The organism is Spirosoma pulveris, assembly GCF_054781875.1.
The window spans coordinates 354,823-366,578 of record NZ_BAAGTO010000001.1 but is presented as its reverse complement, the minus strand read 5'-3'; the positions used below and the strand labels follow the sequence as shown (position 1 = coordinate 366,578).

The 11,756-nt window shown below is 51.8% G+C and carries 9 protein-coding genes; 3 read left to right on the top strand and 6 right to left on the bottom strand.

The window, feature by feature from the left end:
* Window positions 1-285: 285 nt before the first annotated feature.
* Window positions 286-1,875, top strand: a complete 1,590-nt coding sequence (gene dnaB / locus ACYVJM_RS01455) for a replicative DNA helicase (protein WP_012926511.1) — start codon at window positions 286-288, stop codon at window positions 1,873-1,875.
* Window positions 1,876-1,911: 36 nt separating this feature from the next.
* On the opposite strand, the gene ACYVJM_RS01450 is transcribed toward dnaB, so the two are convergent.
* Window positions 1,912-2,712 carry an LOG family protein gene (locus tag ACYVJM_RS01450; RefSeq protein WP_461146431.1) on the bottom strand — a complete coding sequence of 267 codons (801 nt, stop codon included), beginning with the start codon at window positions 2,710-2,712 and terminating at the stop codon, window positions 1,912-1,914.
* 632 nt (window positions 2,713-3,344) lie between these two features.
* On the opposite strand from ACYVJM_RS01450, the gene ACYVJM_RS01445 reads away from it, so the two are divergent.
* Together ACYVJM_RS01445 and ACYVJM_RS01440 are read left to right on the top strand one after the other, a co-directional pair.
* The gene (locus ACYVJM_RS01445; protein WP_461146430.1) at window positions 3,345-4,433 is read left to right on the top strand and encodes an NAD(P)-dependent alcohol dehydrogenase; all 1,089 of its coding nucleotides are present in this window, start codon (window positions 3,345-3,347) and stop codon (window positions 4,431-4,433) included.
* Window positions 4,434-4,507: 74 nt separating this feature from the next.
* The gene (locus tag ACYVJM_RS01440) at window positions 4,508-5,002 is read left to right on the top strand and encodes a DUF4126 family protein (protein ID WP_461146429.1); all 495 of its coding nucleotides are present in this window, start codon (window positions 4,508-4,510) and stop codon (window positions 5,000-5,002) included.
* A gap of 260 nt (window positions 5,003-5,262) precedes the next feature.
* On the opposite strand, the gene ACYVJM_RS01435 is transcribed toward ACYVJM_RS01440, so the two are convergent.
* The 5 genes from ACYVJM_RS01435 to ACYVJM_RS01415 all read right to left on the bottom strand — a co-directional run bounded on the left by ACYVJM_RS01435 (window position 5,263) and on the right by ACYVJM_RS01415 (window position 11,670).
* A complete protein-coding gene (locus ACYVJM_RS01435; protein ID WP_461146428.1) occupies window positions 5,263-6,276 on the bottom strand; it encodes a ScyD/ScyE family protein in 1,014 nt (337 codons plus the stop codon).
* Between the two features lie 304 nt (window positions 6,277-6,580).
* Window positions 6,581-6,757: a hypothetical protein gene (locus ACYVJM_RS01430; protein WP_461146427.1), complete on the bottom strand. Its 177-nt coding sequence runs from the start codon at window positions 6,755-6,757 to the stop codon at window positions 6,581-6,583.
* Window positions 6,758-7,102: 345 nt separating this feature from the next.
* Window positions 7,103-7,558 carry an RrF2 family transcriptional regulator gene (locus ACYVJM_RS01425; protein WP_461146426.1) on the bottom strand — a complete coding sequence of 152 codons (456 nt, stop codon included), beginning with the start codon at window positions 7,556-7,558 and terminating at the stop codon, window positions 7,103-7,105.
* Between the two features lie 245 nt (window positions 7,559-7,803).
* A complete protein-coding gene (locus tag ACYVJM_RS01420; RefSeq protein WP_461146425.1) occupies window positions 7,804-9,909 on the bottom strand; it encodes an outer membrane protein assembly factor BamB family protein in 2,106 nt (701 codons plus the stop codon).
* Between the two features lie 180 nt (window positions 9,910-10,089).
* Window positions 10,090-11,670, bottom strand: a complete 1,581-nt coding sequence (locus ACYVJM_RS01415) for a phytoene desaturase family protein (protein WP_461146424.1) — start codon at window positions 11,668-11,670, stop codon at window positions 10,090-10,092.
* Between the last annotated feature and the right edge of the window lie 86 nt (window positions 11,671-11,756).

Here is an 11,756-nt window from a genome sequence, read left to right as displayed (position 1 = left end):
TTATTCATCCACTACCGTTTCTTATTCGATGGTTTTATTTTGAATAAATCGGGTTTTTTATGTTAAAAAATAGTTATCTTGCTGACGTACAGACCTCTGTCCGTTACCAGTATCATGTACGCGAACCAACCCCACATTCGTTGCTTAAATTATTTGGTTTTTTTTTCAGGCGGTAGCATCAACATTACCAGAATGTTACGAACGTTTTGGTGCATGATTAGCCTATACGTTGCCTATGCTGGGCTTGCCTTATGGGGAGAAGATTGCGTAAACTTGCATTAACAGATGGAGAATAACGCCCGCCCCAATCAACACCTTCGTAAACCCTCGGCTTTCGCCGGAGGTCGTCAGCAAGCCGGAAATCATTGGCTCGATACAGGCCTTGGAAAGCTGCCTCCCCAGGCGCTGGATCTGGAAGAAGCCGTACTTGGTGCACTGATGATCGAAAAAGATGCTCTTTCATCTGTTGTCGATATCCTTAAACCCGAAACGTTCTACAAGGAAGCTCACCAACGAATTTATCAGGCGATCCTGACGCTGTTTGGTAACTCCGATCCCATTGACCTGCTAACCGTTACACAGCAGCTACGCAAAACGGGGGAGATTGAACTGGTCGGTGGAGGTGGGTTTGTCTCCGAGCTGACCTTTCGGGTCAACTCGGCGGCTAACATTGAATACCACGCGCGGATTGTGTCGGAGCAGGCGCTGAAACGGGCGCTGATTGCCATGTCGTCGACGATTCTGCGCGATGCCTACGAGGATACAACCGACGTTTTTGAACTCCTCGACCGCACGGAACAGTCGCTCTTCAAGATTTCGGAATCGAACATCAAGAAGAACTACGCCGACATGAGCACCATTGTTCGGATGGCGCTCAATGAACTTGAAACCAAGAAAAATCAGGAAGGCTTAACCGGTGTTCCTTCCGGATTTACGAATCTGGATCGTGTGACATCGGGCTGGCAGCCAACTGAATTAATTATCCTGGCGGCACGGCCAGCCATGGGTAAAACCGCTTTTGTGGTAAGTGCCCTCCGGAATGCCGCTGTCGACCACGGAAAACCCGTTGCCATTTTCTCACTGGAGATGTCGGCCGTTCAGCTTGTCAATCGTCTGATCTCCGCCGAAGCGGAAATTGACGCAGAGAAAATCAGGAAAGGTACGCTGGCCCCGCATGAGTGGACCCAGTTACACCACAAAATTCAGCGGCTGACCGAAGCGCCCATTTTCATTGACGACACCCCAGCCTTATCCATTCTGGAATTAAGGGCCAAATGCCGACGTCTTAAAGCCCAGCACGACATTCAGATGGTCGTTATTGACTACCTGCAGCTGATGTCCGGTGATACCTCCGCCGGACGGGGTGGTAACCGCGAACAGGAAATTGCGTCGATTTCGCGGGCACTTAAGAATCTGGCCAAGGAATTGAATGTGCCGGTCATCGCCCTCTCGCAGTTGAGCCGGGCCGTAGAGACCCGCGGTGGCGACAAAAAACCACAACTGTCCGACCTTCGTGAATCGGGATCTATTGAGCAGGATGCCGACATGGTTTGCTTCCTCTACCGCCCGGAATATTACAACATCACGGCCGATGAAAACGGCAACTCAACAGCGGGTATTGGCGAGGTGATCATAGCCAAAAACCGAAGCGGCTCGCTCGATACGATTCAACTTCGGTTTATCAATAAGTTCACTAAATTCTGCGATCTCGATTCGTATTTCGAACCGGTGCAGGCCCAGGGATTTGCGCCCGAAGTAAACGGGTTGAGCAGCTTCGACAGCCCCCAACCTTCGGCAGGAAGCGTCTTTAAAAGCAAGGCGAACACCATGTCGAACTTCGGCAATGCCGACCCCAGTCAGGAAACCCCATTTTAAATAGCACCGGGCCTCCGGCCGGAGGCCCGGTATTACTCAGAAGTTAGGCTTCAATAAATACTTATTGTAGAACTCATCAATCACTTTGACGGCCTCGGTGGGTGTGTCAACAATACTGATGAGCTTCATATCTTCCGGATTAATATTGTGCTGCTCGCCGAGCATCACATCCGTAATCCAGTCAATCAGCCCCTGCCAATAGGTTCTACCAACCAGCACAATCGGGAAACGGGCAATTTTTCGGGTCTGAATGAGTGTTAACGCTTCAAACAATTCGTCGAGCGTACCCATTCCACCTGGCATCACTACAAAACCCTGTGCGTATTTGACGAACATAACCTTCCGGACAAAGAAAAAATCGAAGTTAATGCTCTTGTCGGGGTCAATGTAAATGTTGCTGTGCTGTTCAAACGGCAGTTTGATATTCAGACCAACGGATTTTCCTCCCTGTTCGAAGGCACCTTTGTTCCCAGCCTCCATAATACCGGGTCCTCCACCCGTAATGACACCGTAGCCATGCCGAACCAGTTTGGCTGCAATTTCTTCGGTCATCTTATAATACGGGCTATCGGGTTTGGTACGGGCAGAGCCAAAAATTGACACGCAAGGCCCAATCTTGGCCAATTTGTCAAATCCTTCAACAAATTCGGCCATCACTTTAAAAATGACCCACGAATCGGCGGTTTTTATCTCATTCCAGTCGTGGTCCTGAAAGGCATCTTTAATGCGCTGTTCGTCAGGTGTCAGGAGTAACTCGTCACGCTTGGGTAAATCATTGGTAATGCGTTCAGTACTCTGCGTTTCAGAGCGATGAACATTCTCTTTAGTTTCTTCCATTTATAGTCTAAAAAAAGCAGTGGGCGTAAAACGTACTCACTTATGATTTAAGGAAATCCTTCTCCAAGGAGTGCAAAGACTTCGTTATCAGCCAGTCAACAAAATCTGACACGGAGAAGGATTGTATTAACTACAGGGTAAGCAAAAACGTTTCATCAGTTTATTTAAATCCTATTTAACGCTTTTCTGCAATGAAACTGCCTCCAATAAAGCCACTAGTATAAGAGGTAAGCATTTCCGATACAAATTTCTGTCTGACTCCAGTTTGCACCGCTGTATGGCGTCTACATACCTCACTAACGGCCCGGTCCAATCAGCACTGTAGTCCATCATGCTGCCCTGGCATAACGCTACCCAGCGCCGATGACTAACAACTGCTTTCGAACCCATAACTATTTTTTATAACACGGGTTGACTAACTACTACGGGTGGAGTTTGCTTAACTGACAACAGCGCACGAGTGCTCAAATACGCACATCAGCGCCGTAGGTAGCAGCACACCTATGAGGGTAACGTAACCGTCGCTGTTAACAGCGACTGAATCACCTACATGAGCTGCTGCTATCGGCAACAAAACAGGTGTAGTAGCCGATGTCTGTAACAGCTTACAACCTTTTATCACGTACACGTGCATGGAATCCTTAAATGTAAAAGCCTACGGTGCCAAAGCATCGCTGATTGATCGGTTCAGTACTTTATCCCGTATGGATATTGAGCGCAACGCGCCAAAAGACGACGAAGTACTGATCGATATTCTCTATTGTGGCGTCTGCCACTCTGACCTGCATCAGGTGCGCAATGACTGGGCCAACACGGTATATCCGTGCATACCCGGCCACGAAATTGTGGGTAAGGTTGTGCAGGCTGGCAGCGCCGTCACAAAGTTTCAAATTGGCGACAATGTAGGCGTTGGCTGTATGATCGATTCCTGCGGCACATGCGATTCCTGTCGGGAAGGCGAGGAGAACTATTGCGAAGGGCCTGTTAGCTGGACGGCGACCTACAATGGCTACATGAAGCCCGACGGCAGCGGTTACAATACCTTTGGTGGCTATTCAACCAGTATCGTCGTCAAAGAGTCGTTTGTGCTGCGTATTCCCGACGCCCTCGATATGAGCAGAGCAGCACCCATTTTGTGTGCAGGCGTTACGACCTATTCGCCTTTGCGGCACTGGAACGTCAAAGAGGGCGATAAGGTGGGCATTGTGGGGATAGGCGGGCTCGGACACATGGCCATTCAGCTGGCAAAAGCACTGGGTGCCCAGGTGACGGCCATCACCCACAGTGAAGACAAACAAGAAGCGGCCCAGGCGTTGGGCGCGCATGACGTGCTCATCGAGAGCGACAAAAAAGCGATGACTGCCCACGAACTGACGTTCGATATGCTGCTCATCACCATTCCGGATCCCTTCGATGTCAGCCAGTATGTGAACCTGCTGAAAAAGAATGGCTCGCTGGTTACGGTAGGATTATTGGGCAAGTATAAAAGTCCGCTCAACAACATGGAAGTGGCCATGCACAGACGCAGTGTAGCAGGCTCGATCATAGGCAGCATTGCCGAAACGCAGGAAGTACTGAATTTCTGCGCCGAGCATTCAATTATGCCCGAGGTAGAAGTTATTGCCATGAAGGACATCAACAACGCCTTTACCCGGATGATGGACAACGACATTCGGTTCCGGTTTGTGATCGACATGCAATCACTTAAAGACGAACAGTAATCAATGGCTAACCCGCGCAGGTAGCCCGTGGTACGCCCGGCAGGTTGGCCTTTTCACCAAACTTTATTTTATCAATGAATCAGTCCTATTTGAAGGCTTTTGGCCTTGGCATCGTTGCAGGTATGCGTTCCCTGATCGCCCCAGCCCTGCTTAGTCATAAACTGGTTCGGACCTACCCGACCAAACAGCCGAGCCAACCCATTCATTACCTGGCGATGCCCTCCGTATCGCTGGGCCTTAAAGCACTGGCCGGTGGCGAAATTATCGGGGATAAAGTGCCCAATGTGCCAGATCGCACCATGCCTGCTGCGTTTGCCGCACGGGTAGCTTCGGGGGCAACTTGCGGAGGATTCCTGAGTCAGGCAGAAGGCGCTTACATCCCGGCGGGCGTTGTTGCAGGGGGCCTCGGAACAGTAGTGGGCACAGTAGCATTTTACCATTTACGGCAGTGGCTGGACCATGAACTGAACTTGCCAGACCCGGTTGTGGCACTGGCCGAAGATGCTCTGGCTATTAGTCTCGGCTGGGCTATTGTAAACAGTATCGAACCGGTTCCGCAGCCTGCCTGAACCCTGAAGTGCATGAACAGTTAACTCAATTTAACTCTACCATGTAGAGCCAGATCGGTTTAAACGGACGAATAGTAACGGATGAAGACAAAACATCTCGTAAAAAGGAGTTTGATTTAAGATGGGTTAACCGTTAGATGAATGGTTGTTGAAATTAATAATCAACCATTTGCATCAGCAGTCCTATTTTGTTTAATGGGTGAGGCTTTATCGGGTCGCGTTGAAACCAGAATGTAGAGCCTCACCCATTTAGAAATTAGTTAAAACGTAACTTTTAAGAGCGCACCGTCTCCAAGGCTGGTCAAATAAGCGGTATGGTTATCCAGTATTTTCAGATCGGTTGGCAGGTTCAACTTGTCGAGTAATACTTCGCTGGAGGTGCCTTTAGCCCGTAGTAATCGGCCTGTTTGGGGCGCAAAACCGGTTGGGCCGAAAACGGCATGTTCCAGCACGAGGTAGTTACCGTTGCCGTCATTCTCCACATCGACCAGACTGTTGAACGTCTGCTGAAACACACTGAGATTTCCGGCCAGATCCATCCGATAGAGCAAAGCTTTACCCGCCGGAAATGGAAAACCCAGCAACGTACTGATGGCAAACTGCTTCCCATCGTAGGTGATGCCCGTAGGCACAGACTGGATGACGGGCGGGCCCGGTGGCGGACCGGCCGGGTTTGGATTTTGAATACCCGGAACTTCGGTAACAATGCTATACTGGCCAGCCGACGAGCGACGAACGATGGCATTGGCCGCAGCATCGGCGAAGTATAGCGCCCCATCTGGCCCAAGAACCATGTTATATAGGTGTGATTCGCCGGTATCGTTTTTCAGGGCCTGATCGATTACAAACTTCTGAATGGGTTCCGGCGTCAGGCTGGCGGCCGAAACTGCCGGATCGCCCGTCTTCTGTGTAGCCAGATTTAACTGGTAGAGCCCTTTCGCATTCAGCACATAAAGAATACCATTCGCAATGAGCAGATGGTCCGTGGCGTCCAGTTCGTTATCGGGACGTTTGAAGGAATACAAATCGGTAATGAGGGGATGGACCTGGCCGTCGGGCGTTATTTCGGAGACCCGGCCGTCGTTTTTACCGGTTCCCTGCTCGCTGACGAACACACGCCCGGAAGCATCCGTTTCGACGCCAATCGGCGCTACCAGGCCTGTGGCAAATGTAGTAGCGGTAGGTGTAATGGTAGAAAGGTCCCGGTGATCCTGGCAGCTAAAGCCCAGCGCTGCGGCTAGTAATACGCTTAATACACGTGTTCGGTAAATCATATACGTTTTAATTATTGAGTAAATTGGTATTAATTGAAAGAGGAAATGGTAAAGACTAAAACAGTGGCGTCATGAGTGCCGAAAAGACATTCGTGACGGTTTTAGGCAATTTTTGGTAGGTGAACATCGCCTTCATAGTATCGTTTATCATACTTTTTGAACAGAAGGTAGATTGTCTTTCTATTTAGAAGCATCGGGATGACTGAAAAAGGCACAAACCAGCCCTGTAACGGCCAAAACCGCTGCATTAACAAACATGATTGAACAGCGACGCTGCCGGTACCTTTAACGCCATGAGCAGGCATTAGAGCTTAAGCCGAATGCTGAGCTTGCTGCCGATACCTACCGCTTTATAGTGGACGGTATATCGGTAGAGAGCCACGAAAACGCTTCTGGGTAACGTATGCCGGTAATCATTAAACAAGGCGTAGACGTAATAATCGTCCGGGTGAAGAATCTGTTCCTGCACCCCAAAAGGCATGCAGAAAGTAACGTACTACGATGGAGGGGAGAGCGGAAACAAGGTTAAATTCCTGGTAACTCGTGTTCATGATGATTGATGTGGTTTCTTGTTAAAGAATAGTGTCGTTGACAAGACAAATGTACAGGTACTGAACTAGTTATCATTGCAGAAAAGCGACATATTTTCAACCGTTTACTCAGTTTGCAGGCTCGCATGTACCCTAATCAGCCGTTTTGGAAGACAACTCCCCGCTGATTATCTGTAACAGCGTGCCGGGAACGGTATCGCAAGTCTCCCGCTTCACAGTAGATAGCCAGTTTAAGTATTACTTAGAACTTAATGAATTAGGGGAATGAGGGATGGCTACATATTGTCAGCGTGCCTGGGTATTCGGGTCAGTACGGATAAGCCGCCTTCCAGGTCATCCACCAGGGTATGAACCCGCAAGGTTTGCAGGGTGTGCTGTAATGAATCCCGAATGCCAATTACATGATGATGCAGCGGACAGGGCTTGTCGCTGTCGCACTCAGGAAGTCCCAGGAAGCATTTACGAAAGAGCCCCAACCCGTCTATGGCGTCGACGACGTCGATCAGGGTTGTCGTCAGCGTCCGGTCGTTGATGTAAAACCCGCCATTAGGACCTTTTGTCGAGCTGATAATGTCGCGCTTAACCAGGCCCTGCATGATTTTACCCAGAAATGGCTGGGGTACATTCAGTTCAGCAGCCAGTTCATGGATACCAATCTTGTGTACTTCTGAACTTTTCAGCGCCAGATACACTAATCCCCGAATCGCATAACCACTTGTTTTCGAGATCATTCGCCTTACTTTTTTATGAAACCAGGGACCGTGAACCCAAGGCATCAGGTAACGGCCAGGCCTGAGCAGCAATCAGGTTGCGCTAACAAACTTAGTTGCTTTTCCAGTATCAGTGCCTTCAGAAAGAAGATATTGTTTTCCGGGTAACTGGTAGTGAGGCTATATGGAATTACCGCCCGATCGTACCCGTCATCACAACGGGTACGATCGGGCGGCAGGAAACGATTAACTGAGTGGCGGGCAAATTACGGCAAGGCAAATGCCACATACCGATCTCCAGATTTGGTTTTGAGTTTACCACCCCCGCAGGCAATCACCACGTACTGCTTGCCATTGACTGCGTAAGTACTCGGCGAAGCATACCCGGCAGCGGGCAGTTTGGCGCGCCAGAGTTCACGGCCCGTCTTTCGGTCAAAAGCCCGAATCAGCTCATCGCGGGAGGAAGCGATAAAAAGTAAACCGCCCGCAGTAACGGCCGGAGCCCCATAGTTGTCGGTGCCCGTTGGCGGCAGACCCTTCGCCACCAATTCGGGGTACTCGCCCAGCGGGACCTGCCAACGATGCTCGCCCGTGTTCATGTCGATCGCCGTCAGCGTACCCCAGGGCGGCCGGCTCACAGGGTACCCGGCCCGGTCGTACCAGCGGGTAAACCCAGTATGGTGATAAGGCGCCGTGTTCAGGCTCGCCTTACTGGCGACCGTCGTGGTTTTACCGAACAAGAAGTCCACAATAGCTTTCCGCTCGGCTTCCTTTAAATGGGTGAAGGCAGGCATCATACCCTGCCCTTTAGCCAGAACCTGCCCAACGGACGCCTGGTCGCGTTTTTGTGAAATGCTTGTTAGAGCCGGATAGCTGCCGTCGTGACTACCTTCGCGGTTTTGGCCGTGGCATGAAGCACAGTGGGTTTGGTAAAGTTGGCTACCCGTGCGGTCAACGGCCGGGGCAGACGAAGAGCCGACGGGGGTTGGAACCAGTCCCATGGTAACCGGTATTTGCTTGGCGGGAACATACATGATACCGGCTTCGTCCACCGCTGCCCCACCCCACTGGGCACCACCGTCGGTACCGGGGAAAAACACGGTGCGGTTGGGGCTCAATGGAAGGGGAATGAACTCTTTACCCGATTGCCAGCGCCGGAGCTGAGCCAGCACGGTGTCTCGGTCGGTTACAAAGTCGTTGATATCGCTTTCAGAAAACGATTGCCGGGTAAACGGCGCGGGTTTAAGGGGAATCGGCTGGGTGGGCCAGGCCTTCTCCCCCGGAACGGTGGAAGCGGGCATCGGTCGTTCTTCAATCGGGAACAGCGGCTTACCCGTAACCCGGTCGAAGACGAACAGGAAGCCTTGTTTGGATAAAACCGAAACGGCATCCACCTTTTTGCCCCCCTGCACGACGCTGAATAAGTTGGGAGGAGCCGGAATATCGCGGTCCCAGATGTCGTGATGGATCGTCTGAAAATGCCAGAGCCGTTTCCCCGTGCCTGCATCGAGAGCTATCAGGCTGTTGCCGAACAGATTCTTACCGGGCCGGTCACTCCCGTATAAATCGAATGCCGCAGTCCCCGTGGGCACATACACAATGCCGCGCTGCCGGTCGATGGCCATACCCATCCAGTTATTGGCTCCGCCGAAGTTACGGTAGCCGTCTTTAGGCCAGGTTTCGGCACCATATTCGCCGGGGTGAGGAATGGTGTGGAACGTCCAGACGAGTCGCCCCGTACGCAAATCATAGGCGCGCACATCGCCGGGCAGTGCCGGTGCAATCTCCGACACCCGATGGCCCATGATAAGTAGATTTTTATACACGACGCCCGGTGTATTACTCACCACGTATTCGTCGGCTCCGGGACGGGCAAGGCCTTCTTTTAAATTTATTTTGCCGCCTTTCCCAAAACTGGTCACCGGCTTTCCCGTTCGGGCGTCGAGGGCGTAAAGCAGCGAGCCGTAGGCGAAGAAGATCCGAGCCTCCCGTCCATCGGTCCAGTAGGTAACGCCCCGGCTGTTCATGGCAAAGGTATCGTCGTTGAAGGCCGTTTTCCAAAGCTCCCGGCCCGTGGCCGCGTCGAGGGCAAAAGCCTGCGAGCCCGCCGAAACTCCATAGAGCACACCGTCGATAATGAGCGGATTACACTGAATCTGGGTGTTATTTTTGAGGGTATCGACACCCCCCGATGCATACTCCCATGCAACTTTTAAACCCGCCACGTTGCCGGGATTAAGCTGGGTGAGCGGGGAAAAATGGTTTCGATCCGGCCCGCCATTGTATTCTGGCCAGTCGGTGGTAGTGGGTTTTCCGGTCAGGCTGAGCAGGCCGAGGGTCAGCAGGATGGCGGGGTAAGTGACACGTTTCATCAGTAGGTTGAGGGGACAGGAAACCAGCAAAGATCTCTTTTTGAATTTCTCAAACGAGTAACAAATAAGCGCACTTCCCATTTCTACCCATCCCCTATTTCATTTAATGACATACGTTTACATCACCAAATGAAATAAGGGTATACTAGCCATTGTAAGCACCCGGCTGACCGATCGGCATTAGTAAACAGTATGTACAGTTGACCTCAAAATTTCCTGGGCGACAATACGACCTGACCCACCATTAATCCCGTGACCAGGCCAGGTGGCCGCTCCCACCATGAAGACATTTGAAATGGCCGTCCGATGGCTGGGCTGATTCGGTAAGGGCCGATAAATATAGCTCTGGGATAAATCATGGGATCCGCCGTACGGGTCGCCCGGCCCCTGGTTTGGGCTAAATTGGGTTAACTCGGCAGGGCTCAGGATATGGCGGGCCAACAAGGCGCTTTTCACATTGGGGATGTGCTGCTCAACAATGTCCAGGATACGGTCAGCGAATCGCTCTTTCAGGGAATCATCCCACTGATTCGATCCAAGCTTGATCTGGTTGGCTGCATCGCCCCTGGGTTGAGTGGGCACCTCCAGCACCTGTACGCGCATAACCGCTTTACCAACCGGAGCGCGGCCAGGGTCCAGATTGGACGAACAATCGACAGTAAACGTGGGGTCGACCGGCAATAGACCAGACATAGCCTGGGCAATGGCCAGCGTACAATTGTCCAGTCCGCTGGAAAGATGCGGCTGCCCGATTTGATGAAACCGCTCGTCACGCCAGCGGGGAGCTTCGTTCAAGGCCAGACTGATTTGCACGCACCCTCTCCCGTAGTGAAACCGTGCGGCTTGCCCCTTGAGAACCGTATCGACTGCCGTTTCGGATAACAAGCGGAGGTACAACTGATCTGGATTGACCGAAGCAATGACCCCCTGACCTGCCTCAAACGTTTCACCATGCGCCGTTCGTACGCCAACGGCTTTCTTGTTTTTCACCAGAATCTGCTCAACGGAACAGTCACACCGAATGCTGCCGCCCCAGTCGGTAACCAGCGCGGCCAGCGCTTTGGCCAGCATCTCGCTCCCCCCTTCCGGGATGGGCATCCCGCCCCCCATCAGGGCCAGTACGACTAACGGCAACCAGATAGCACTGCCTGCTTCGTCGGGTGTGCGACCAAGGTGCATGACCCAGGGGGCCAGCATAGCCTTCAGGGTTTCAGACTGAAGGGTGCTGATCAGTTGCCGGGCGGTACCAAACGCAAAGTAGCTAAAGGCGGGGTCCTGGATCAGTTTAGCGAGCGTCTCCCGGGCTTGCGGGGAAGCCAGATCCTGTTCAAACAGGCTAAATACCGGGCCAACGTAGGGGGTAAACGCATGGAGCATTTCGCCCAGGGCAGCTCCATCACCTGCATGGAGCCGTTCGGCTTCTGCGATGAGTGCTTCCGCTGTTCGGGGCACAACAGCCGTCGACCCATCCGCCATAGACACACCGGTTGGCAAATCGGTGTTTACATAGCGCAGGCCCCGACGAGACAACTCGGGCTCCAACTCGGCGTAAACAGCACTCGTGGTAAAGAGCGGATGAGCGGCTGAATACGTATCATGCTTAAAACCAGGCAGTGTCAATTCGTCGGTGCGCACGAGTCCACCGGGTCGGTCATTCTTTTCTAAAACCAGCACACGTCGTCCCGCTTTTGTCAGATAAGCCGCTGCGATCAGGGCATTATGGCCGCTCCCAATGACAATGTAATCAAAGGCTTTTTTCATGATAAGTAATTGATTAAGGAGGCTTAAGAGGTTCGCATCTATTGATTGCCGGTGAAAATACGAGGATTCAAAACCGGTGATCGATT

Bases quoted from the DNA above. Each gene is read 5' to 3' on its own strand.
- ACYVJM_RS01425 (WP_461146426.1), bottom strand. From the start codon at position 7,558: ATGATCTCGAAAACAAGTGGTTATGCGATTCGGGGATTAGTGTATCTG.
- ACYVJM_RS01440 (WP_461146429.1), top strand. From the start codon at position 4,508: ATGAATCAGTCCTATTTGAAGGCTTTTGGCCTTGGCATCGTTGCAGGT.
- ACYVJM_RS01420 (WP_461146425.1), bottom strand. From the start codon at position 9,909: ATGAAACGTGTCACTTACCCCGCCATCCTGCTGACCCTCGGCCTGCTC.
- ACYVJM_RS01415 (WP_461146424.1), bottom strand. From the start codon at position 11,670: ATGAAAAAAGCCTTTGATTACATTGTCATTGGGAGCGGCCATAATGCC.
- ACYVJM_RS01445 (WP_461146430.1), top strand. From the start codon at position 3,345: ATGGAATCCTTAAATGTAAAAGCCTACGGTGCCAAAGCATCGCTGATT.
- ACYVJM_RS01435 (WP_461146428.1), bottom strand. From the start codon at position 6,276: ATGATTTACCGAACACGTGTATTAAGCGTATTACTAGCCGCAGCGCTG.
- dnaB (WP_012926511.1), top strand. From the start codon at position 286: ATGGAGAATAACGCCCGCCCCAATCAACACCTTCGTAAACCCTCGGCT.
- ACYVJM_RS01430 (WP_461146427.1), bottom strand. From the start codon at position 6,757: ATGCCTTTTGGGGTGCAGGAACAGATTCTTCACCCGGACGATTATTAC.
- ACYVJM_RS01450 (WP_461146431.1), bottom strand. From the start codon at position 2,712: ATGGAAGAAACTAAAGAGAATGTTCATCGCTCTGAAACGCAGAGTACT.